The organism is Flaviaesturariibacter aridisoli (assembly GCF_004343705.1).
Lineage (GTDB): Bacteria > Bacteroidota > Bacteroidia > Chitinophagales > Chitinophagaceae > Flavisolibacter > Flavisolibacter aridisoli.
Map to the genome: position 1 here is coordinate 1 of NZ_SKFH01000023.1, position 23,282 is coordinate 23,282.

At 58.3% G+C, this 23,282-nt stretch carries 22 protein-coding genes and 1 tRNA gene; 12 read left to right on the forward strand and 11 right to left on the reverse strand.

All coding sequences use genetic code 11. The annotated features are described in order from the left end of the window. Positions 1-98 precede the first annotated feature (98 nt). On the reverse strand, positions 99-347 hold the full coding sequence (locus E0486_RS12635; RefSeq protein ID WP_165917320.1) for a GIY-YIG nuclease family protein: 249 nt from the start codon (positions 345-347) through the stop codon (positions 99-101). A 109-nt stretch (positions 348-456) separates the two neighbouring features. After that, positions 457-530, reverse strand: a tRNA-Pro gene (locus E0486_RS12640). A gap of 217 nt (positions 531-747) precedes the next feature. Between E0486_RS12640 and E0486_RS12645 the strand changes: the two genes are divergently transcribed. The 9 genes from E0486_RS12645 to E0486_RS12685 all read left to right on the forward strand — a co-directional run bounded on the left by E0486_RS12645 (position 748) and on the right by E0486_RS12685 (position 9,721). Next, complete coding sequence (locus tag E0486_RS12645) at positions 748-2,016, forward strand: dihydroorotase (protein ID WP_131852546.1); 1,269 nt, start codon at positions 748-750, stop codon at positions 2,014-2,016. A 6-nt stretch (positions 2,017-2,022) separates the two neighbouring features. Further along, positions 2,023-2,526 carry a DUF4199 family protein gene (locus tag E0486_RS12650; RefSeq protein WP_131852547.1) on the forward strand — a complete coding sequence of 168 codons (504 nt, stop codon included), beginning with the start codon at positions 2,023-2,025 and terminating at the stop codon, positions 2,524-2,526. Positions 2,527-2,529: 3 nt separating this feature from the next. Beyond that, positions 2,530-3,474 (forward strand): glycosyltransferase family 2 protein, encoded by a 945-nt coding sequence (locus E0486_RS12655; protein ID WP_131852548.1) that lies wholly within the window; start codon positions 2,530-2,532, stop codon positions 3,472-3,474. Further along, on the forward strand, positions 3,474-4,610 hold the full coding sequence (locus E0486_RS12660; RefSeq protein WP_131852549.1) for a glycosyltransferase: 1,137 nt from the start codon (positions 3,474-3,476) through the stop codon (positions 4,608-4,610). Before E0486_RS12655 ends, E0486_RS12660 begins: the two co-directional genes overlap by 1 nt. 52 nt (positions 4,611-4,662) lie before the next feature. Beyond that, positions 4,663-5,685: a GHMP family kinase ATP-binding protein gene (locus E0486_RS12665; RefSeq protein ID WP_131852644.1), complete on the forward strand. Its 1,023-nt coding sequence runs from the start codon at positions 4,663-4,665 to the stop codon at positions 5,683-5,685. A 47-nt stretch (positions 5,686-5,732) separates the two neighbouring features. Continuing rightward, a complete protein-coding gene (locus tag E0486_RS12670; RefSeq protein ID WP_131852550.1) occupies positions 5,733-6,350 on the forward strand; it encodes a D-sedoheptulose-7-phosphate isomerase in 618 nt (205 codons plus the stop codon). Positions 6,351-6,428: 78 nt separating this feature from the next. After that, positions 6,429-7,733: an HAD-IIIA family hydrolase gene (locus tag E0486_RS12675; protein WP_131852551.1), complete on the forward strand. Its 1,305-nt coding sequence runs from the start codon at positions 6,429-6,431 to the stop codon at positions 7,731-7,733. Positions 7,734-7,783: 50 nt separating this feature from the next. Further along, entirely contained in the window at positions 7,784-8,779 is a 996-nt protein-coding gene (locus E0486_RS12680) for a hypothetical protein (protein WP_131852552.1), read from the forward strand. A gap of 474 nt (positions 8,780-9,253) precedes the next feature. Then, complete coding sequence (locus E0486_RS12685; RefSeq protein ID WP_131852553.1) at positions 9,254-9,721, forward strand: CYTH domain-containing protein; 468 nt, start codon at positions 9,254-9,256, stop codon at positions 9,719-9,721. A gap of 151 nt (positions 9,722-9,872) precedes the next feature. Here E0486_RS12685 and lepA read toward each other — a convergent pair whose 3' ends face one another. Further along, positions 9,873-11,663: a translation elongation factor 4 gene (gene lepA / locus E0486_RS12690; RefSeq protein ID WP_131852554.1), complete on the reverse strand. Its 1,791-nt coding sequence runs from the start codon at positions 11,661-11,663 to the stop codon at positions 9,873-9,875. Positions 11,664-11,783: 120 nt separating this feature from the next. Here lepA and E0486_RS12695 point away from each other — a divergent pair, with 120 nt between their 5' ends. Then, positions 11,784-12,584 (forward strand): FkbM family methyltransferase, encoded by an 801-nt coding sequence (locus E0486_RS12695; RefSeq protein WP_131852555.1) that lies wholly within the window; start codon positions 11,784-11,786, stop codon positions 12,582-12,584. On the opposite strand, the gene E0486_RS12700 is transcribed toward E0486_RS12695, so the two are convergent. Continuing rightward, a complete protein-coding gene (locus tag E0486_RS12700; RefSeq protein WP_131852556.1) occupies positions 12,576-13,601 on the reverse strand; it encodes a glycosyltransferase in 1,026 nt (341 codons plus the stop codon). The genes E0486_RS12695 and E0486_RS12700 overlap by 9 nt on opposite strands. Then, entirely contained in the window at positions 13,594-15,045 is a 1,452-nt protein-coding gene (locus E0486_RS12705; protein ID WP_165917321.1) for an oligosaccharide flippase family protein, read from the reverse strand. The genes E0486_RS12700 and E0486_RS12705 overlap by 8 nt, the downstream gene beginning before the upstream one ends. A 63-nt stretch (positions 15,046-15,108) precedes the next feature. Here E0486_RS12705 and E0486_RS12710 point away from each other — a divergent pair, with 63 nt between their 5' ends. Both E0486_RS12710 and E0486_RS12715 read left to right on the forward strand, forming a co-directional pair. Then, the gene (locus tag E0486_RS12710) at positions 15,109-16,215 is read left to right on the forward strand and encodes a glycosyltransferase (RefSeq protein ID WP_131852558.1); all 1,107 of its coding nucleotides are present in this window, start codon (positions 15,109-15,111) and stop codon (positions 16,213-16,215) included. Positions 16,216-16,224: 9 nt separating this feature from the next. Continuing rightward, positions 16,225-17,169 carry an ion channel gene (locus E0486_RS12715; protein WP_131852559.1) on the forward strand — a complete coding sequence of 315 codons (945 nt, stop codon included), beginning with the start codon at positions 16,225-16,227 and terminating at the stop codon, positions 17,167-17,169. An 86-nt stretch (positions 17,170-17,255) separates the two neighbouring features. Here the strand turns inward: E0486_RS12715 and E0486_RS12720 are convergent, their stop codons facing one another. The 6 genes from E0486_RS12720 to E0486_RS12745 all read right to left on the reverse strand — a co-directional run bounded on the left by E0486_RS12720 (position 17,256) and on the right by E0486_RS12745 (position 23,281). Next, positions 17,256-17,549: a hypothetical protein gene (locus E0486_RS12720; RefSeq protein WP_131852560.1), complete on the reverse strand. Its 294-nt coding sequence runs from the start codon at positions 17,547-17,549 to the stop codon at positions 17,256-17,258. A 122-nt stretch (positions 17,550-17,671) separates the two neighbouring features. Further along, a complete protein-coding gene (gene tpiA, locus E0486_RS12725; protein WP_131852561.1) occupies positions 17,672-18,436 on the reverse strand; it encodes a triose-phosphate isomerase in 765 nt (254 codons plus the stop codon). A gap of 112 nt (positions 18,437-18,548) precedes the next feature. Further along, complete coding sequence (locus E0486_RS12730) at positions 18,549-19,727, reverse strand: putative sugar nucleotidyl transferase (RefSeq protein ID WP_131852562.1); 1,179 nt, start codon at positions 19,725-19,727, stop codon at positions 18,549-18,551. 62 nt (positions 19,728-19,789) lie between these two features. Further along, complete coding sequence (locus E0486_RS12735) at positions 19,790-20,038, reverse strand: type B 50S ribosomal protein L31 (RefSeq protein ID WP_131852563.1); 249 nt, start codon at positions 20,036-20,038, stop codon at positions 19,790-19,792. A 95-nt stretch (positions 20,039-20,133) separates the two neighbouring features. Next, the gene (locus tag E0486_RS12740; protein ID WP_131852564.1) at positions 20,134-20,625 is read right to left on the reverse strand and encodes a YajQ family cyclic di-GMP-binding protein; all 492 of its coding nucleotides are present in this window, start codon (positions 20,623-20,625) and stop codon (positions 20,134-20,136) included. Between the two features lie 211 nt (positions 20,626-20,836). Continuing rightward, positions 20,837-23,281, reverse strand: a complete 2,445-nt coding sequence (locus E0486_RS12745) for a TonB-dependent receptor domain-containing protein (RefSeq protein WP_131852565.1) — start codon at positions 23,279-23,281, stop codon at positions 20,837-20,839. Position 23,282 lies beyond the last annotated feature (1 nt).

Here is a 23,282-nt window from a genome sequence, read left to right on the forward strand (position 1 = left end):
CCCCGAGATTGCTCTCAGGGCTTTTGTCGGGATGACTGGATTCGAACCAGTCCCGCCGCTGGCGGGATCCCGAACGAAGCGCCCCGCCGGCGGCGGGGCTACATCCCTTTTAACAAGCTTTGAAAAGCAGCTCCACCTTTGAATGCCTTGATCTGACGCTCCCGGAGCAAAGCAGCCTGCTTGTTGCTGAAACGCTCCACATATACCAACTGAAACGGTATCCGGTTTTTTGTAGATCGTTGGAAACCGGCATTATGAAATGCAAGTCTTGCCGCAACATCGGAGGTAGCGCCGATGTAAAAACGATTGTCTTTCAAACTTTGCAGGATGTAAACAAAATAGTCCACAACGCAAGTTCGATACCACCCGTTAAAATACCCTGTTGAAAAACACAGACCGAATTGGGAAAATTCCCATCAAAAAAACAAAGCCCCGAGATTGCTCTCAGGGCTTTTGTCGGGATGACTGGATTCGAACCAGCGGCCTCTTCGTCCCGAACGAAGCGCGCTACCGGGCTGCGCTACATCCCGATCGATGACCTTCGCCGAAGCGAATTTCACCCCGGCCCTGCTGGCAACGCACGTGTTGCAGGAACCGGTTTCGGAGCTGCAAAGTAAAGGAATTCAGGTAATTATTCCATAAAAAAAATTGCGTCGGCGCACCGAAATGAATTACCCGGCGCTGGCGGAACCCAAACCGGAAATCGCTTCGTCGAAACCCTCCCCTCCTTCTTATCTTAGCCGCGTCATGGAACTCCTTCTCCGGCAAGTGACCGTTGTCGACCCTGCGTCGCCGCTCCACCATCAGCTTACCGATATCGCTATCGAAAGCGGTCGCATCCGCAGTGGCAGCGACCTGCAACCACAGCCTTCCACGCACGTTGTAGACGAAGCCGGCCTTTTCCTGGCGCCCGGGTTCGTAGACCTTTTCGCGGACTTCTGCGACCCTGGCCAGGAGCACCGCGAAACGCTGGAGTCCGGCGCCGCTGCAGCCGCGGCTGGTGGCTACACCGATGTGCTGCTGGTGCCCAACACCACTCCCTGCGTGCACAACAAATCTTCGGTGGAATACATTACGCAGAAGAGCCGCAACCTGCCGGTGCGCCTGCATCCCATGGGTGCACTCACGCGCAACACCGAGGGAAAGGAACTTGCCGAGCTTTACGATATGCACGCCAGCGGCGCACCCGCCTTCACGGACGGCTGGAAGTCGGTGCAGTCCGGTGGCCTCCTGCTGAAGGCATTGCAATACGTGCTGGCCATCGATGTACCCGTGGTGCAGCTCCCCGACGACCGCTCCTTTCATCCCGGCGGCCTGATGCACGAAGGGATTGTTTCCACGCAACTGGGGCTGCCCGGCCGGCCCGCGCTAGCCGAGGAGTTGATGGTGGCCCGCGACATCGAGCTCGTACGCTATACCGGCGGGCGCCTGCACCTGACAGGGCTGTCTGCCGCCGGATCGGTGGACCACGTACGCCGGGCTAAGAAAGAAGGGCTGCCCGTCACCTGCTCCGTAGCACCGCTGCACCTGTTGTATACCGAAGAAGACCTGCGCGGGTACGATACCAACCTGAAACTGAACCCGCCCCTTCGCACCGCCGCCGACCGGGCGGCCTTACGCGCGGGCGTAACCGATGGCACCATCGATTGCATCGCCGGTCACCACCTGCCGCAGGACATAGATCACAAGATCGTGGAGTTTGAAGCGGCGGCGCCCGGCGCCCTGTCTTTGCAAACGGCATTCGCCGCGGTATGTACGGCACTGCCGGAATTGTCGGCGGAGCAACTCGTGGCCCTGTTCTCCGGTAACGCACGCCGCATCTTCGGACTGCCGGCTGCGGGCATCAGTGATGGAGGCACGGCCAGTTGCACAATCTTCCGCCGCGACGGTCAAACGACCCTCACCCGCGCCGGCAACCGGAGCCGCTCCGGCAACAGTCCATTTTTTGAACAATCCTTAACAGGACAGATCTTCGGCATTATTGCGCCGGGCGGCGTATTTTTGAACACTTTTTAATTGCTTATGGAGGCTACCCGAAAGAATGCGCACCTGCGCCCGGCACTTTTTATCGCGCTGGTCATGATTGCTGTTCACAGCTGGATCCACGTGAAGGGCCAGGCCCTCAACGGGGCGCTGCTGCTGGCCGCCACGCTCCCGCTCATTGTGGGAATCATCTACAATGTATACCAACACGCATCGGCGCACGCGGGCAACACCTTCGGCAATAATTTCGCCTACGGGTTCCGCATCACGGCCGTGATCACGGTGATCATGGTCATTTTTGTTGCCGTGTTTTTCAAGGCCTTTCCGCAATACAAAGACCTGCTGGTGGACGCCCTGCGGAATTCCGTGGACCGCAAAACCAGCGGCATGGACGACGAGACGGTCGACAAGGCTGTTCAAGAATGGGATGCGCACTTTACGCAGCGCATCGTTACGATCTACATTTTCCTGCACCTTATCTCCGGCACCGTGGCTTCGCTCCTCGCAGCGGCCATCGCCAGCCGGAAGACAAAAACGAACTAATACATGGACCTTTCCATCGTCGTCCCGCTGTTCAACGAAGACGAATCGCTGCCCGAGCTGACCGAATGGATCCACCGCGTTTGTGAAACCAACGGTTACGCGTACGAGATCATCCTCGTGGACGACGGCAGCACCGACCGCTCCTGGGAGGTCATTCAGGAATTGCGCGCTGCCAACCCGCATATCAAGGGCATCCGCTTCCAGCGCAACTACGGCAAGTCGGCGGCGCTCAATGAAGGCTTCAAGGCCGCCGGTGGCGACGTGATCATTACGATGGACGCCGACCTCCAGGATTCGCCCGACGAGATACCGGAACTGCGGCGCATGATCCTGCAGGATGGCTTCGACCTCGTCAGCGGCTGGAAGAAAAAACGCTACGACAACAAGCTCACCAAAAACCTTCCCTCCAAGCTGTTCAACGCCGCCACCCGCAAGATGTCGGACATCCAGCTCCACGACTTCAACTGTGGCCTCAAAGCCTACCGCCGCAAGGTGGTCAAGAGCGTGGAAGTTTACGGCGAAATGCATCGCTACATACCGGTACTGGCCAAATGGGCCGGCTTCCGAAAGATCGGCGAGAAAGTAGTGGAACACCGCGCCCGCAAATACGGTGTTACCAAGTTTGGTTGGGAGCGGTTTGTAAACGGGTTCCTCGACCTGCTGTCGATCTCGTTCGTAGGCAAGTTCTCCAAACGACCGATGCACTTCTTCGGGCTTTGGGGTACGATCTTCTTTGTGCTGGGCTTCCTGAACACGCTGTGGCTTATCATCGCCAAGATCGCCAACCCGGCGGAAGCTTCGCTTACCAACAAGCCGGGCTTTTTCCTTGCGCTGGCCTTCCTCGTGATCGGCATGCAGCTGTTCCTGGCGGGCTTCGTATCGGAGCTCGTTGCGCGCAACGCACCGGGACGCAATTCATACCTGATCGAAGAAAAAGCGGGGCTCTGATGGCGAACGTGCTCATCATCGGCCCGGCGCACCCCCTCCGCGGCGGCGGTATCACCACCTTCAACCAGCGGCTCGCTACCGAATTTCTGCGGGAGGGTCACCAGTGCTCCATTGCCTCGTTCTCGCTGCAGTACCCCAATTTCCTGTTTCCCGGCAAATCGCAATTCACCGACGAGCCCGCGCCGGAAGGGCTGCGCATCCGCCCGCTGATCAATTCCATCAACCCGCTCAACTGGCTGCGCGTGGGCCGGATGCTGCGCCGCGAGCGACCAGACCTTGTGGTCGTGCGCTACTGGATGCCGTTCTTCGGCCCGGCGCTGGGAACCATCCTGCGACTCATCCGCGGAAACGGGCAAAGCCGCATCGTGTGTATCGCCGACAACGTGATCCCACACGAGCAGCGCTTCTTCGATACGCCCTTCACCAAATATTTCCTCCCCTCCTGCGACGCTTTCATCACCATGAGCCAGCAGGTATACAACGACCTGCAGCAGTTCGCGCCGAAAAAGCCGGCACTGATCGTACCGCACCCCCTGTACGATTCCTTTGGCGACCGGCTTGGTAAGGACGAAGCCCGTGCGCACCTGGGGCTTCCGCAACAGGACCGCATCATCCTCTTTTTCGGCTTTATCCGGCATTACAAAGGCCTCGACCTCCTGTTACAGGCGATGGCGGAAGGCCCGCTTTGCGAAAGCGGCGTAACGCTGCTGGTGGCGGGCGAATTCTACGAAGACGAAAAAGAATACACGGCGCTCATCGACAAGCTCGGACTGCACGAACGCGTGATCCTGCACAACCGCTTTATGGCCGATGCCGAGATCCGCTACTACCTCTGCGCCGCCGACTTCGTGGTACAGCCCTATCGCAGCGCCACCCAGAGCGGCGTCACGCCGCTCGCCTATTATTTCGAGCGGCCGATGGTTGTGACCAACGTGGGTGGGCTGCCCGATCTTGTGCCCGACCACCGCTGCGGCATCGTGTGTGCGCCGGAGCCCCTATCGATCGCAGAAGCGGTTGCCGAATGCTACCGGCTTGGAGAAGATTTCTTTGTGCCGCAGATCCGTGAAGAGAAAAAAAAGTACGCCTGGAGCAAGCTGACTTCAGCGCTGTTCCGGATCGTTGGAATATCGTCCTGACGGAAGGGACGGTAAAGTGCTTCTGACTTTTTACATTTGATTTTTGCCTTCTATGATCTACCGCAGTAAAGCCCCTCTCCGCATCGGCCTGGCCGGCGGCGGCACCGATGTGAGTCCGTACAGCGACCTTTATGGCGGCACGATCCTCAATGCCACCATCTCGCTCTATGCCCATGCGAGCATCGAGCCCCTGGCCGAGCCGAAGATCATCCTGGAGACCAACGACCGCAGCGAGCGGCAGGAATTCGACTTTGCCGAAGGCCTCCCTATCAACGGCAGCCAGGACCTGCTCAAGGGCGTGTATAATGCCGTGCAGCGCGACTATGGCCGTATTTCTACGGGTTTCCGCCTCTCTACGTTTGTGGATGCGCCCGCCGGCTCCGGCCTGGGCACCTCGTCCACGCTTGTGGTGGCCATCCTGGGCGCCTTTGCCGAAATGATGCGCCTGCCACTGGGCGAATACGACATCGCCCACTATGCCTATGCCATCGAGCGCAACGACCTGCGCTGGGCCGGCGGCAAGCAGGACCAATACGCCGCCACCTTCGGCGGAGTAAACTTCATGGAGTTTTACAGCGGCGACAAAGTGATCGTCAACCCGCTTCGGATCAAGCAGCACTACCTGTTTGAGTTGGAAAACAACCTGCTGCTGTACTACACTTCCACCAGCCGCGAGTCGGCACGGATCATCGAGCAGCAGTCGCGCAACGTGGAAGACAACAACGCAGGATCCATCGAGGCGATGCATCAACTAAAGCAGCAGGCGCAGATGATGAAGGAAGCCCTCCTGATGGGCCGCATCCACGAGCTCGGCGAGATCCTCGACTTCGGCTACCAGCAAAAGCGACGCATGGCCGACGGCATCAGCAACCCGCTGATGGAAGAGATCTACGAAACCGCCCGCAGGGCCGGCGCCACCGGCGGTAAGATCTCGGGTGCAGGTGGCGGTGGTTTTATGGTCTTTTATTGCCCGGGCAACAGCAAGTTTAACGTACTTAAAAGCCTTGAGCGCTTTGGCGGAGTGCCCCGCTCCTACCAGTTTACCGAGCACGGCCTCAAGAGCTGGTGTATTTGACGAACCGGTAACGATTAACGCGGTAGCTTTGCCGCGAATTAACGCCCATGGAAAAGATCCGGAACATCATACAGGCCTCGATCGACGTAAAGCAGCAAGTGCTGCAGAACGAGGAGCTGCTGCAAACCGTTGCAGCCGTTGTGGAGGCGATCGTGCAGGCCCTCCGCAACGGGAACCGCATCTGGTTTTGCGGCAACGGCGGCAGCGCTGCCGATGCCCAGCACCTTGCCGCCGAATTCTCCGGCCGCTTTTACACCGACCGCAAGGCACTGCCCGCCGAGGCCCTGCACTGCAATACGTCGTATATCACGGCCGTGGCCAACGACTACAGCTACGAAGTTGTTTACGCACGACTCGTGGAAGGCATCACCAACAAGGGCGATGTGCTGCTTGGACTGTCCACCTCGGGCAACTCGGCCAACATCGTCCGCGCGTTCGAAAGCGCCCGCCAGGTGGGCCTGGTGACCGTAGCTTTCACCGGCACCGGCGGCGGCCTGCTCAAGGGACTCAGCGATCACCTCCTGAACGTTCCTTCCGTAGATACGCCGCGGATCCAGGAAAGCCATATCCTGCTGGGCCATATCATCTGCCAGCTGGTGGAAGAACACTATTTCGGCTCCGCCCCCGGCCCCCTGTCCCCCGAAGGGGGCACTAAGGCCGGCTAGACTTTATTACGACATACCTACCCGAAAGTTGACGGCGGCTCACGTAGTGAGCCTTCGTTTTTCAGAACCCGCAGCATTATGAATGTGCCCGAAATAGAAAACAACTCCAATCTAAGTGCCCCCTTCGGGGGACAGGGGGCCGCCATCATACTCGCCGGTGGGCTGGGCACAAGGCTGCAATCGGCCGTTCCCGATCTTCCCAAGTGTCTCGCACCCGTGGCCGGACGGCCGTTCCTGGGCTACCTGGTCGATCACCTGCGCCGCGAAGGCATCGAGCGCTTTGTGTTTGCCCTGGGCTACCGCTCGGAGCAAGTGCTGCACTACCTCGCTGAAGCATACCCTACCCTGCATTATACCTGGACGATCGAAGAAGAACCGCTGGGTACGGGCGGAGGGCTTAAGCAGGCGCTTTCGGAAGTCGATGCGGAGACCGTACTGGTAGCCAATGGCGACACGCTCTTTCGCGTGGACGCGACGGCGATGCTGCAGGTGCACCGGCAAAGTGATGCCGCATGTACGCTTGCACTCAAGCCGATGCGCGACTTCGACCGCTACGGAACGGTAACGCTCGAAGGCCAGCGGGTGACCGGTTTTTCCGAAAAGCAACCTTGTGCAGAAGGCCTTGTCAATGGGGGGGTATACCTGTTGGAGCGCGCCCGTTTCCAGGCGCAAGACCTTCCCGACCGTTTTTCTTTCGAACAGGAGTACCTGGCGCCGGCCGCTGCACGCGGGGAGCTTGCCGGAAGCGTACAAGATGCCTACTTCATCGACATCGGCGTTCCCGAAGACTTCGAACGGGCGCAACAGGAACTGGCCGCAAAACCGTTTTCACTCGGTGATATCGATTCGGATTGGACGCTCTTTCTTGACCGCGACGGCGTGCTCAACGACGAACGCGTGGGCTACTACGTGCTGCATCCCGGTGAGTTCCGGTTCAGTCCCGGCGTGCTGGAAGCGATGCCCCTGCTTGCCCAACGCTTCGGCCGCATCGTGATCATCAGCAACCAGCGCGGAGTAGGCAAAGGCCTCATGACCGAGCAGGACCTGGCCGATGTGCACGCACACCTGCTTGATGGCATCCGGGCCGCCGGTGGGCGAATCGACGCGATCTATTACTGCACCGAAAAAGACGACCGCTGCTTCTTCCGGAAGCCCAACCCCGGGATGGCCCTGCAGGCGCGCCGGGCGTTTCCTGAGATCGACCTGTCGCGCACCGTCATGGTGGGCAACAAGCCCAGCGATATGCGCTTCGGCCGCGCTGCCGGCGTGCATACCGTGTTTGTAACCACCACCAACCCCGATCAAGCCTTTCCCCATCCGGATATCGACGCCTCCTACCCGAACCTCCTCGCCTTCGCCGAGGCCCTGGCTGGGGAATCTTAAGAAATAATTTAAACCGTTTTACCGTTCTTAGTGCAGTTAAACCGGTTTCCGTGAAAAGATCTTTCCTCTTTGTTTTCCTCTTTATTCTACTCGGCTCCGCCACCGTGCACGCGCAAAAGATCACCCCGGGCGACCTGAAGCGCCTGCGCGCCCAGGAGGATACACTGAAGGACCTGGCCCGGCATATTTACACCGACACCCTCGCCTCGGGCCGCCTGCGCAGCGACAGCCAGTTCGTACGCACGCTCGTCCGCTCCCTGCAGGCCCGCAACTCGTTCTATTACCCCTTCGACGAAGTGCTCGGCGTATCGAAGCTCTATGCGCCCGACAGTACCTTCCGGATCTTTACCTGGCAGGTGACCATCCCCACCGTTCAGGCCCGCAAACGGGGCGCCATCCAGCTTCGCACCCCGGACGGATCGTTGAAGCTCATCCCCCTCCATGATGTAACCGAGTTCACCGAATTTGCCGAAGACTCCGTCCGCACCCGCGCCAACTGGATCGGTGCGGTTTACTACAACCTCATCAAAACCACCTGGAACGGCAAGCCCTACTATACACTTTTCGGCATCGACGACCGCGGTTTTTCCACGAAGCGCAAATGGATCGAGGTACTGACCTTCGATGAAGGCGGCCAGCCCCGTTTCGGTGGCGACTATTTCGATTTTTCGCAGGATACGGTACCGCGCAAACAACACGACCGCTTTCAGCTTGCCTATAAGCGCGAGGCCAACGTGACCGCCAATTGGGACGAAGACCAGAAGCTGATCCTGTTCGATCACCTCGTATCCGAATCCAGCCAGCCCGACCTGCCCTACACCATGGTGCCCGACGGCGATTCCGAAGGTTTCAAATGGGAAAAAGGCCGCTGGGTGCACATTGATAAAGTGTTTCACTACAAGGTGGACATGTCCGACGCCGATCCCCTGCTGGGCAAGCCGCCCGTGGGCGATCCCATTCTTGACAGCAAGGGCAACATCAACGAGGAAAAGCTGAAACAACGCAGCGAGCGCAACGGCGCCGGCAAGAAAAAAGACAACGAATAATTCCCTGATATTGAATCAATGACTGACGTCCCGGAGCTCTCTCCGGGACTTTTTTTGTCCGGGACCGTGCATTTTACAAAAGCGAATAGGAACGGTTGGCAGGCTGACTAACCGGTTTACATACGGAGCAGGCCGGTCTGTCTTGGGAAGACATCGGTTTGTCCCCGACGACGCAGATTTACACTGGTGAGACGCCTTTTTGTCGTGGTGAGACACATTTTTGCCCGCGACGACACCTTTTTGAGCAGGTGAGACGCCTTTTTGTCGTGGTGAGACACATTTTTGCCCGCGACGGAACCTTTTTGAGCAGGTGAGACGCCTTTCTGTCATGGTTAGACGCATTTCTGCCCGCGACGGAACCTTTTTGAGCAGGTGAGACGCCTTTTCGCCGTCGAAAATCCATTTTTACCCGTAGCGGGCCGTCACCAGAACGGCGAAGGATTTGCAATAGCACCGGCGACTAACTTTACCGCTATGGCAATGGAGATTGAACGGAAGTTTTTGGTGAACAAGGAGTTATGGGACCAGTGGCCGAAAGAGGCCCCGCACTACCTGCGGCAGGGCTACCTGTTCAAGGACCTCATCAAAACCGCACGGGTACGCGTGAGTGATGAAACGGGCTATCTTACGATTAAAGGCAGAACGGTGGGCATCAGCCGCGCCGAATACGAATTTGAGATCCCGAAAGACGAAGCCGAAGAACTATTGACGCGCTTTTGCGAAACGGTCGTTTCGAAATACCGCCACATCATTCCTTTCGAAGGAAAGCTTTGGGAAGTGGACGTGTTCCTCGCCGACAACGAAGGGCTCGTTGTGGCCGAGATCGAGCTGATCGAAGAGGACGAATCATTCGTCAGGCCGCCCTTTATCGGCAAAGAGGTGACCGGCGAGCGGAAATATTATAACTCGCAGCTCGCCGCCAACCCGTTCAAGAACTGGTAGTTCAGTGAGGTGCGCCAGCGACGTCTTCGGCGTCATTGCGAGCGTACGCCCGTCGCTTCGCACGAGAATATCATTCCCCCATTAAAAAAAGAGCGCACCTCTTTGAAGCGCGCTCTTTACCAATAGACCAATAAACTAATAAACCAATTCATCAATCATCCAGCTTCAGCACGGCGAGGAACGCTTCCTGCGGCACTTCCACGTTACCGATCTGGCGCATGCGCTTCTTACCTTCCTTCTGCTTTTCCAGCAGCTTGCGCTTGCGCGAGATGTCGCCGCCGTAACACTTGGCGGTTACGTCCTTGCGGATGGCCGAAATGTTTTCGCGGGCGAGGATCTTGGCGCCCACAGCGGCCTGGATGGCGATCTGGAATTGCTGGCGCGGCACCAGCTCCTTCAGCTTTTCGCAAAGCTTGCGGCCGAAGTCGGACGAGCGGGCACGGTGAATGAGCGCCGACAGGGCATCCACTTTATCGTTGTTGAGAAGGATGTCCATCTTCACGATGTCGGCCTCGCGGTAACCGATGGGGTTATAGTCGAACGAAGCGTAGCCGCGGGTCTGGCTCTTCAGCTTGTCGTAAAAGTCGAATACGATCTCGGTGAGGGGCATCTCGAAAATGAGCTCCACGCGGGTGGTGGTGAGGTAGCTCTGGTTGAGCAGGATGCCGCGCTTGCCGAGGCAAAGGGTCATGATATTGCCGATATACTCCGGCTTGGTGATGATCTGCGCGCGGATAAAGGGCTCTTCGATGCGGTCGGTCTTCACCGGCTCGGGCATCTCCGCGGGGTTATTCACGATGATCTTTTCGCCCTTCGTGGTGTAGGCGATGAAGCTTACGTTGGGCACCGTGGTGATCACGGTCTGGTTGAACTCGCGCTCCAGGCGTTCCTGGATGATCTCCATGTGGAGCAGGCCGAGGAAGCCGCAACGGAAACCGAAGCCGAGAGCCTGCGAGGTTTCCAGCTCGAACGTGAGCGAGGCGTCGTTTAGCTGGAGTTTCTCCATGCAGTCGCGCAGTTCCTCGAATTCGTCCGTATTGACCGGGAAGATGCCGGCGAATACCATCGGCTTCACTTCCTGGAAGCCTTTGATCATTTCCTGCGTGGGTCGGGAGGCCGTGGTGAGCGTGTCACCTACTTTCACTTCCTTCGCATTCTTGATACCGGTGATGATGTAGCCTACGTCGCCGGCGCGCACTTCTTTGGTGGGCGTCGGTTTCAGCTTCAAGATACCCACTTCGGTGGCTTCGTATTCCTGGCCGGTGCTGACAAACTGTACCTTCTCGCCGCTCCGGACGGTACCGTTGAGCACGCGGTAATACACGATGATACCGCGGAAAGAGTTGAATACGGAGTCGAAGATGAGGGCCTGCAGGGGCGCATCCGGATCGCCTTTCGGCGCGGGGATGCGCTCCACGATGGCTTCGAGGATACCTTCGATGCCGATGCCCGAACGGCCGGAGGCGAGCAGGATGTCTTCGGGCTTGCAGCCGATCAGCTCAATGATCTGGTCCTTGACCTCTTCGATCATCGCACCGTCCATATCGATCTTGTTGATCACCGGGATGATCTCGAGGTCGTTTTCAACAGCTAAGTAGAGGTTCGAGATCGTTTGGGCCTGGATGCCTTGCGTGGCGTCTACCAGCAGCAGGGCGCCTTCGCAGGCGGCCAGCGCGCGCGACACTTCGTAGGAAAAGTCTACGTGGCCGGGCGTATCGATCAGGTTGAGTACGTACTTCTCTCCTTTGTGAATGTGGTTGATCTGGATCGCGTGGCTCTTGATGGTGATGCCTTTTTCGCGCTCCAGGTCCATATCGTCCAGCACCTGGTCCATCATTTCCCGTTCGGAAATGGTATTGGTGGTTTGAAGCAGGCGGTCGGCCAGGGTACTCTTACCGTGGTCGATGTGGGCGATAATGCAAAAATTCCGGATATTTTTCATGCGTAAACAGCCCCTCGAACGGGGTTCGCAAAGGTAACGAAATGTGGTGGCTACCAATGTTTTTGCTGTTAATTCCTATCTTGACGCCGCCGTTATTCGACCAATACCGCGCTTACAGCCATGAAACAGGCCCTCAAACAGTTCCTTCAACGCCTGGGCGTATACGAACGCCTTAAGTGGAGCTTCCCCTTCGGGCTCTACCGGATCCTGTTTCAACCGCGGCAGTTGCAAGCGGCAGCGCGCGAAAAAGCCTTCTACCATTCCTTCCTGCGTCCCTGCCCGCTCATTTTCGACATCGGCGCCAACGACGGCCATAAGACCGAAGCCTTCCTGACGCTCGCCCAAAAAGTGCTGGCCTGCGAGCCCGACGCCCTCAACTTCCGCACCCTGCAACTGCGCTTCGCCGGCCGCCGGAAGCGCGTGTTGCTCGAACAAAAAGCGCTGGGCGCTTCTCCGGGAAAATTGCCGATGCAGGTGCATCACCCCGGCTCGGCCTTCAACACGCTCAACCCGCGTTTCAAGGCCATCACCGAAGCCGACGACGAAGCCCGCTGGAACGAAAAGATCGCCTTCAGCGGCAGCATCGACGTGGAGGTGACGACGCTCGATGCGCTGATCGCCCGGTACGGAAGACCGCATTTTATCAAGATCGACGTGGAAGGCTACGAGCTGGAAGTGCTGCGTGGACTGACCACGGCCGTGCCCTGCCTGAGCCTGGAGTGCCTCTTCCCGGAATTTAAAGAAGAACTCGCCGAAAGCCGGAAACTGTTGCGCGCCCTGGATCCCGCGCTTCGGTACAATATCGCCATGCACGAACGCCTGCTGTACGACCACTGGCTGAGCGACGAGGAACTGGACCGGTACCTGGAGTTCTGGACCGAGCCGCATTTTGAGCTCATGGTGCGGCTCCCCTCAGCCTAGGGCTTCGATCGCGTGTAGCAGGCAGCGTCCCGTAGAAATACGGACGGCCAGCGGCACCATGTTCCGGCGCATGGCTTCGTAATCGCCGGCATCCAGATTTTGGATCGCCGCCCCAATCTCCCCGATCGACGACACGGCAATGCCGATGCGAAAGCGTTGCACCAGCGCAGCAGCGGCACTATCGCGGTGACAGATCACCGGCAGGCCCGAAAGGAGGTATAGCGACAATTTATGCGGGGAAATGTACCGGGCGTAGTCACCGAGCGGGCCACCCAGCCCGCGGTCGTCGCTGCCGTCCCACAACAGTCCGAACGATCCTTCGATGCGACCGGGCAATTCCGGCGCGGGGAAAACACCGTAATAGCGGGCGTTGGGCATCCCGGCGAGCGCGTCGCCGCCGGGACCGTACAGGTGGAAGTGTAATTCCGGGTACGCCGCCAGGCGGGCCAGGAAGGGACTTTTGTCGAGGGCGCCGGCGAAACAAAGCTCCGGCCCGCAACGGCGTTCTCCCGGCGCGGGCTGCGCCAGGAAGTCGAAGAACCCGATGTCGCTGCAGCGGGCTGCAGGAATCTTTTGCTCCAACCAACCGCGCATCGCTTCGTTGTGTACAATAAATTCGGAAAAGCGCCGCAGGTATTTCAGCTCCTGTTCCAGGAGTCGCTGGTCGCCGTCTTTGATGCCGTTGATGTCGGTGAGAAAGCAAAGGAGGCGCAGGTCGCGGCGGTGCCGCGCCAGGTGGGCGAGCAGGCGGCGGTGCAAGCTGGCGTATAAAGGCCACTGAAACAGGATCGTAGCGCCCTGCGGCAGGTCGCGTTGCAGCCGCCAGGCGGCACGCAGGCGCCGCACTTTCGCCGCCGGGCCGAATGCGTATTCATCACCGAGGCGAAGGCCAACGTAGCCGGCTTGTAGTAATACGGTCTCGGCATCTTTGTTTCCCACCCCTCCATGAAAGAGCGGGCCGCGCACCAGGTGCTCCTGGAGGAAGAAATGATTATTATGAAATTCCCGGTCAGCCAAGTACGGATGGTTTTTGTTTGGGCCGCAGGGCGGCAAAGAGCAGCTCGCTTACTTCGAGGCGAAAAGCTTTCAATACCAGGATGAACCATAACAGGCAAGCCGGCAGCAGCGCCAGCAGGTAAGGCCAGGGGCCCAGGTCCAGCCGGCGCAGGCACCAGCCCGTTGCCAGGAACAGCGCGACGCTGGCCACCGCGGCTGCCAGTGTGCGTGCAGGAACCGGCACCAGCCCCCTGTGCAGGCGGCGTACGAATAACGCATTGCACAGCACCACCACCACTTCGCTCCCCACAAGCGCCCAGGCCATCCCGTAGCTGCCCCACCGGCGGCACAGCAGGAAGGCCAGCAGCAGGAAGGAGGCAGCGCCAGCCAGCAGTCCATACAAAACAAAGCGCTCCTGGTTGCGGGGCATCAGCACCTGCTTATTCAGGAACAACCCCAATGTGATCAGTAACGGGTATACCGAAAGTATGCGCAAATGCCCGGCAACGGAAGCGAAGCGCGGTCCGAAATAAACAGCGGTAAAGGAATCGGCCACGAGCCAGATCCCTGCACCGGCGGGCAGGGCCAGCAGTAGCAACCCTTCTGCCGACAGGCGCAAATTCCGCTGCAGCAGCCGCTCGTCGGCTTCCTGCAAAAGCGCCACCGTACGCGGGTAGAGCACCAGGAAGCTGTCGGTGATGAATGCCGAAAGTAGCCGCACGATCTTGAGCGCATAGGCATAGAAAGCCACCACGGCCGTGCCCGAAAGCACGCCGAGCAATACATTATCCAGGAGGAGCGGGATGCTGTATACAAGGCTTACGGCATACGTAACGCGCGTAATGCGCAGGTGCTTCCGCCACTGCAGCTTGCGGAAGCTGATACCCGTTTGCGCGAGCATACGCAGCACGTTCCAGGCGAGCACCACGATGGCCGTACCCGCGATCAGGGCGTAGTAGCGCACGTAGTGCTCCGGCTGCCGCACCAGCAGGAAGAGCGACAGGAGCGCCAGTGCCCGCACCAGCAGCGAGCGCAGGGTGATGTAGCGAAACTCCTCGAGCCCCCAGAAATACCACTCGCAGGCGAAGCCGTTGATCAGCAAAAACGAAAGGGAATAGAGCAGGAGGCGAACGTCGCCGATCCGGTCATACAGTAGATATACGGTAAGACCATAGAGGCAGGCGGAGGCAAGGGTGGTCAGCAGGTGGAGCGTGAGCAGCTCGGACACCAGTTGCTTCAGCGCGCTGCGGTCGTGGCGGCAACGGGCCACCTCCCGGATGGCGTGCGTGACAATGCCCGCTTCGGCCAGTACGATGAAATAATAGGTCAACCCGTCGATGAACTGCACACGGCCGAGGCCCGCGGGGTCGAGCACCCGCGACAACCAGGGTATGGACAGCAGGGGAAACAGCACCTGGCTGAGGCTAAGCAGGAAGTTAAAGGCCAGGTTTTTCTTCAGGCTCACGAAATAGGTTTTGACGCGGGGCCGCAGCCACCTCCCTGCAAACATATATATTTAGCCGCCGTTATGGTGGTCCTGTTGTACGATACCGAGCATTTTGAAACGCTGGAAACCCTGGTGCGGATCCTCGACGATGGCCACAACGAGCTGCACCTGGCCGTGCCGCAGGAGCTGCGCGCCCGGCTCGAAGCCGCGGGGATCCGGGAAGGCCGGTATCTGCAATGGCACCCATTGCCAGCTGACAACGCCGCCCATGCCGAAGCCCTGCAGCGACTGGTGCGCCGCGTGGGCGCGTCCCTCCTGCTGCTGGCGACGGTTTCCTTCCGCCACTACGCGTTTGCGCGACTGGCGCGCCGCCTGCCCTCCGTTCGCGTGCTGCTGGGCGTGCACGACGCCACCGACAGCTTCCGCCCCCAACGCGGCAGCGGCCTGCGCGGACTCATCCGGCGCTGGGGCCTTCGCCGGCTAACGCAACACGTATCCGGCTTTATCGTGCTGCTGCCCGAAATGAAGGCATACATCCGCGCCGAAAACTTCACCAGCAAACCGGTGTACGTTCTGCCCGGACGCTTATACGACGAAAAAAGCTATAGAGCTCCTTCCCTGCCGCTGCAGATCGTTCTACCGGGCTCCATCGATCCGGCCCGGCGCGACTATGGTGTGGCGGAGCGACTGGCTCAGCGCCTCGCCCATACCGGCGCCGGCGTTGGCCTGACGATTGTTGGTTCCCTCCCGGCCGGTGCCCCACCCGCGTGGTTCAGAGCCTATCCCGGGGTTGTTGAAGCGCGCTGCGACCGGTTCGTTCCGGCAGCCGATTATGCAGCCGCACTCGTGGCCTCCGGGATCGTTTGGGCGCCCCTGCCCATCGTCTTCCGACAGCCGGGCAGGGCAGACGAACAATACGGGCGCAGCAAAAGCTCCGGAACTTTTTTCGATGCCATCAGCGCGGGCCGTCCCCTTTTGTTGCCGGCTCATGTCCCGGTAACCGAAGCCTGGGCCGACTGCACACTCACTTACTTCGACGAGGCGCACCTGTATTACCTCCTGGTGGCGCTGGCTGCCAATGAGGCGGCCTTCCGGCGCCTGCAGGCCAACGGACGGCTGGCCGCGCAACAGTTTACGGTGGAGGCTGTCCGCGCGTCGTTCGCCGCACAATTGGCGGGTGGCCGCTAATTTTACGCTATGGCCAGATCGCGACCCAATTTCCAGAACGAGCTCAACACAGGTTTCGGCACCAGCAGCAGTGAGTCCGGCGGCCGCTTTTACCGGAAAGACGGGAGCGTCAACGTCGTGCGGCGCGGGGTACCCCTCTTCGACCGGTTAAGTTGGTTTCACACGCTTCTATCGATGGGCCGTTGGAAATTCTGGGGCTACCTGCTGCTCTTTTACGTGGTGATCAACCTGTTCTTCGCCCTGGTGTATTACCTGATCGGCGTGCAGCACCTCAACGGCGCGAAGATCGGTTCTCCGCTGGCCCAATTCGTGGAAGCCTTTTTCTTCAGCGCCCAGACCTACACCACCGTTGGCTACGGTCACGTAAGTCCCGATGGATTGCTGGTGAGCTCAATCGCCGCTTTTGAATCTTTTCTCGGCGTGATGACGCTGGCGCTCATGAGCGGCCTTTTCTTCGGTCGCTTTTCGATGCCACGCGCCTACCTGCGCTTCAGCAACGTGGCGCTCATTGCGCCATATAAAGACGGCCAGGCACTGATGTTCCGGATGGTGCCCGAGAAGAACAACCAGCTCACCGACGCCGAAGTGAAGCTGACGCTGGCCATTCGGATCCATGAAGGCGATAAGGAGCAGAATAAATTTTATGGACTGAACGTGGAGATACCGAGGATCAATGTGCTGGTATTCAACTGGACGGTGGTGCATCCCATCAACGAGGAAAGCCCTTTGTACGGCTATTCGCTGCAGGAGCTGAAAGCCATGCAGGCCGAGCTGCTTGTATTTCTCAAAGCCTACGATGAGGTTTTTGCCAACAACGTGATCACACGCACGTCCTACACGGCCAGCGAATTCATCCCCGACGCCAAGTTCAAGCACATGTACCACTCCGAAGGCGGCACCACCGTGCTTGATATCGACAAGCTCAATGATTTTGAATTACTGCCGAAAGCGTGACGCTTCGGTTGTCCAAATAAAAACGGATGCGCTGAGCATCCGTATTTCATAGCACGCGCCCGTATCCAGATTCATGCAACCCGTTTTCAGGCCGGCTGGAAGCGAAGAAACTTCTTTCGCTTGATGTAATACAGGAACAGGAAAAACAAGACGGGCACGAAGCTCAGGGCCTGCAACACGATGTTGTCGGCGCTCAGTCCCATGAAATACAGGATCACCTGCACCACCGCGCCTACCACGAGTTGGTCGTCCTCGATCACACAGCCCACCTTGAAGTAATAGGTCTGTTGCTGGAGCGATTTCAGCATATAGGGCGATGTATGATGGTAGCCGTCGGTCGCTACCAGCAGCGGCCGGTGCGGACCGACGGGAATCACCACGGGACGTTTTTTTTCCAGCGGGTAAATGGACATACCGTCCACCACCACCCGGACCTTCAGGAACCGGAGCAGGAACTGGTCTTTCCTGATCAGAACAATCCGGTATGGCTGCTGTACGTTGTTTATGACTGAAGGGATTTAATGATTTGTACGAAATCCTGTGCCACAAGCGAGGCGCCGCCGACCAGGCCGCCGTCCACATCGGGCGCTCCGAAAAGCTCGGCCGCATTGCCTGCCTTCACGCTGCCACCGTAGAGGATGGAGATCTCGTTTGCCGTGTCTTTTCCCCACTTTCCGGCCAGTACGGAACGGATATGAGCGTGCATATCCTGCGCCTGCTGCGCCGATGCCGTTTTACCGGTCCCGATGGCCCAGATGGGCTCGTAGGCGATGATCACCTGGCGCACCTGCTCGTCGCTGAGGTGGAACAGCGACTCTTCGAGCTGCTGCTGCACATAGGCATTTTCGCTGCCGCTCTCGCGGATCGCCAGGGCCTCGCCGCAGCAAAACAGGGGCTGGATATTGAATTCGAGGCAACGATCCACCTTTCGGGCCAGCAGCTCGTTGCTTTCCGCGAAATACTCCCGGCGCTCGCTGTGGCCGATGATGCAATAGCGGATGCCCATCGACTGGAGCATCTCCACCGACACTTCGCCGGTGTAGGCGCCGTTCACCTGATCGGAGCAGTTCTGGGCGGCGATGGCGTAGCCCGGCGTTTCGTCCACGTCGCTCTTGGCGAGCACGAGGTAGGGAAAGGGTACCGCGAAAAGCACCAACTGGTCGGGCGCCGGGGCTACTTTTTCCTGCAGCACGGCGTCGAGCAGGCCTTCCGCCTGTTGATAGGTCAGGTTCATCTTCCAGTTGGCGGCAGCGATCTGTTTGCGCATAAAGATTTAATGGGTCTATTGGTTAATTGGTAATGGGCCGTTCCGCTGCAAAATACTTTTCCTGCGCGGCCTTTCCTAAAATTGAATCCGGACAGATTTCTACGTCCAACAATTAGTAGCGGTTATGGACGGTTCGGAGGATCGCGGCTTCCCGGGCGGTCAGCTCCTGCCCTTTCATCTTTTTCCAATTGGCGATGTGGGCGAGGGCGCGGTCGATATCGTAGCGTTCTACACCGTCGTGGCCCCAGGAAAAAGAGGGCACGTATTTCGGCGGCATACCGGCGCCGAACAGGTTGCAGCTGGCGCCGATCATCGTACCTGTATTAATACTGGTGTTGATAGCCGTGCGGCTGTAGTCGCCCATGAACATGCCGCACTTGGTGCCGGCCTCGCGGATGCCGTTGGGTGTATACACCCGGATGACCGAGGCGTTGTTCTTTACATTGGAATTGGAAGTGCCCGCTCCGAGGTTGCACCATTCGCCCAGCACCGAGTCGCCGAGGTAGCCGTCGTGCGCCTTGTTGGAATGACCGAACAACACGCTGTTCTTGATTTCCCCGCCCACGGTGCAATACGGACCGATGCTGGTAGCGCCGTAGATGCGGGTGCCCATCTTCACAATGGCACCTTCGCCGATGGCGAGTGGTCCCCGCAGGGTGCTGCCTTCGAGCACCTGGGCGCCGTTGCCGATGTAGATCGGCCCCTCGGTGGCGTTGAGGATGCAATGATCCACCCGGGCGCCTTTTTCGATAAAGATCCGGGCGGCATTGATCATGCTCGTGGTGCGCGGCGCGCCCTGGCTTTTGCGCTTCGCCGTCAGCAGGGCATAATCCTGCTCGATGGCCCAGGCGTTGAGGCGGTTGATATCCCAGGGATAAATGATCTCCTTGAATTCGGATTGTACCTCCACGGACAGGTCCATCTTGATGCGGTTGGCGTCGAGCACCTGTTTGCGGGATATGCAGTAGATGAAATTCTCACGTTCCGGGAGGCTGAGAAATTCGCCGGGCCGCAGGGCCTGCACCTGGCGGGCGAGGGCCGCGGTGGGGAGGATGTTGCCGTGTATCAGGTAGATGATGTCCTTGCCGATGTGCTCGTCGATCATCAGGGAGCCATCGAGGTCCTTATAGTCGCCTTCCTGCCGGTCAAACGAAGGCCAGCCGAGGAGGCGCTCCCATTTTTCTCGGATGGTAAGGATGCCCACGCGAAAGTCCTGGATCTGCCGGGTAAGGGTGAACGGGAACAGCTGCTCCGGGCTACAAAACTCTTCCGTGAATACGATCTTTTCCATGCAGCAGTAAAAATAAAAAATCCCCTCTTGCGGAGGGGATGTATTCTTGAGAACCCGTTGGGTTACTTCTTGGCGTATTTCTTCTTGAATTTGTCGATACGGCCGGCGGTGTCCACCAGAACGTTCTTACCGGTGAAGAAGGGGTGCGAGGTATTGGAGATTTCCAGCTTGATCAGCGGATACTCGTTGCCATCTTCCCATTGAATTTTTTCTTTGGAACCGGCAGTAGAGCGGCTCAAAAAGCTGTGGCCGTTACTCATATCTTTAAAAACAACGTAACGGTAATTTTCCGGATGCAGACCCTTTTTCATGATATCTTTTTTTAGCGGCGGCTGTATTATTTAAAAAGCGACGCGCAAAGATAAGTATTTTTCTGCTTTCGCCCCAAAGAAATAGCCTGTTAATTTTAGCTGCGCATATTCTCGAACTGGAGCGGAATGTCGAGATTCCACCCTTTCGACGCCTGTATAACCGATTGAAGGTCATCGATTTTCTTGCCGGTAACCCGCACCAGGTCGTCGTTGATGGAGGCCTGTACCTTGAGTCCGGAATCCTTGATTTGCTTCACGATCTTTTTGGCGTCTTCCTGCTTCAGTCCGTTCGATACCCCCACTTCCTTCTTCCACACCTTTCCGCTCTGAAACCCTTCTTTCGACGTATCGAAGGCTTCCGGCGCAATGCCCTGCTTATGGGCGCGGCTGATGAGCACATCGATGAGCTGGGTCATTTGCATCTCCCCTTCCGTTTCGAGGTTGATCTTGTAATCCTTCTTGTTGAGGTCGATCACCACGTGGGCGTTCTTGAAATCGAAGCGGTTGGTGATCTCCTTGCGGGTCACATTCACGGCGTTGTCGAGCGCCTGGGCATCTACTTTGGAAACGATATCGAATGAAGGCATCGGGTTATGGTTTCAGACAAAGATAGGCGGTCCCAAAAAGTAAGCAAGTCGGAAGTGGGAAGTCGGAAGTCGGAAGTCGTGAAAGGCAGGGAATGACCCTTCCACTTACTTCCTACTTCCGACTTCCGATTTTAAAACTTGTACGAAAAAGCCCCTCGGGAACGAGGGGCTGTCGTATGCACATGAGAAACTATAGAATGTATTCGATTGGTTATTGCTGACCGCCACCGCCTACACGGTTCTGCTCGTCCTGGGCCGAGGAGCTGCGGCGGCGTTGCTGCGGGGCGCTCTGGCCCTTCGAGAAGCGCCAGCTGAAGCTGAGGCCCACGCGGCGGTTGTCCCACTGGCTTTCGATGCGGGTGTTGATGTTGCCGAACCTGGTGCCGCCCTTGAAGCGCTGGATGTAGAAGGGGTCGGAGATGTTCAGCTTGATGGAGCCCATGTTCTTCAGGACCTGCTTGCTCACGCCGAAGGAAACAACGCCCATCGGGTCGGCTACGATCAGTGCGTCGTCCACGGTACGCGAGCGGTAAAAGCCGCTGACCTCCAGGCCCCAGCCCTTGTTGAGGCGGAACTGTTGGCTCGTATTGGCCATGAAGGCGGTGGCTTCGACGCTCAGCGGCTGGTTGTCGATGATGCCGCTGAACTGGTTGTTGTATACGTTGGCGTACACCGAGGTAAACCAGACCTTGCTCAGTTGCATGTTCCAACTCACGGCCAGGCCGATGTTGCGGCGGGAGGCGATGTTCTCTTTCGTCTGGTAGGTCTTCTTGGCGGCATCGTCCTGTTTCAGCAGCGTGTTGATGATGTCGGTGGTCTTGCTGTAGTTCAGCACCGTATTCAGCGCGCCCTTGAAGTTGTGACTCAGCTCGATGTTGTCGGAAAACTGCGGCGTCAGGAAGGGGTTGCCCTGCTGGTACGTATACTGGTCGAGAATACGCTGGAAGGGGTTCAGGTCGCCGTAGCCGGGGCGCTCGAGGCGGCGGCTGTACGACAGGCCGAAGGTATTTTTCTCGTTGACCTTATAGCTAACGAAAGCGGTCGGGAACAGCTGCACATAGTCGCGGGCGACGCGCTTGGCCAGTTGAATCGAAGTACCCACAGAATGCGTGTGCTCAAGGCGCAGGCCAGCCTGGTAGCTCCACTTTTTGAGCTGCTGGCTCCAGTTGGCGTAGGCTGCGTTGATGTTCTCTTCATAAACAAAATGATCGCTGCGGGCGTCTACCGTATCCTTGAACGCGGTGTAATCGTACGAGCGGTAAGGCGCATCGTTGTCGGTTTTCACGTAGCTGCTCTTGGCACCGGCCTCGATCTTGCCGCTCTTGCCAATGGGTGTGGTGAAGTCGGCCTTGGCGCTGACGATGTCGATGTCCTGCGGCAGGAGGCCTTTCAGCAGGTAAGGATGACCAATCAGCACTTTGGCGGCCGTGTAGTTCTTATTGTCGGAAACCTGGTCGCTCGACGTGCGGTATTGCACATAGTCGGCGTCCATGGTAAACTCAGAGCCCTGCTTCTTCAGCTGGCGGCGGAAGTTGACGTTGGCACCAAAGTTTTTCCAGGTGTCATCGCTCGTCGACAGCGCTTCGTTGATGCGGACCACGCCGCCGTTCTCGTCGGTCAGCACCGAGGTTGAGGTCGTGTTGTTTTTGCGGGGGCTGTAGGAGCCGTTCACCATAAAGCCGACGGAGGTTTTTTTACTGATGCTGTAATCCAGCCCCACACGCGCATTGAGGTTATTGCTCGTAAAGTGCGGGTTGCTATTGGTTTCCATCGTCGTATCGATGTTCTTCACCGCGTCGTGAAACTTGCGGTTGATCTTCAGCTCATTGAAGCCTTCCCAATAAGAGGCGCTCAGGCTCGTGAAAAGGTTCACTTTTCCCTTACGGTAGTTGAGGTTGAAGCTGTTCGGCGACTTCGGGTAGCGGGCCTGGATATACGACAGGTTGATGGACCCGTTGAGGCCTTTCTGCAGGCCTTTCTTTGTGCGGAGGTTCAGCACGCCCGAATTGCCCGAGGCGTCGTATTTGGCCGAAGGCTGCGTCATGATCTCGATCTGGTCGAGTTGATTCGCCGGCATGTTGCGCAGCAGGTTCGTCAGGTCCTGCCCGCTGAGGTAAGTCTGCTTGCCGTCAACGAGCACGATCACGCCGGTCTTGCCCTTCAACGAGATATTGCCGTCTTGGTCAAGCGTCACACCGGGCGATTTTTCCAGCACATCGAGGGCGCTGTTGCCGGCGTTGGTGGGCGATGCGTCCACGTTCACCACCATCTTGTCGAGTTTCGCCTCTACGAGGGGTTTGCGCACGGCCACGGTCACGTTGGCCATTTCCTTGCTGCCGCGCTGCAGGGCGATCGCCGGCACATCCAGCACGCCGCTGGCATCGAAGGGCGCCGAAAAAGAGCGGCCATAGCCCACAGAGGTGACGGAGATGAGGTAGCGTCCTTCTTTGATATCAGTGAATTCGTACTGGCCGCCGTTGTCGGAAACCGCCAGCTTTGCCAGCGAAGAGTCTTTTGCACGCAGCAGCGAAATCGTAGCAGCGCCGAGCGGCTTGCCCTCCTGGTCTTTGACGGTTCCGGCGATGCGGGCGCCGCCCTGGGCCTGTGCGCTGGCTACGATCGCGGTAGTGGCCAATAATGTAAACAGTGTTCTCATG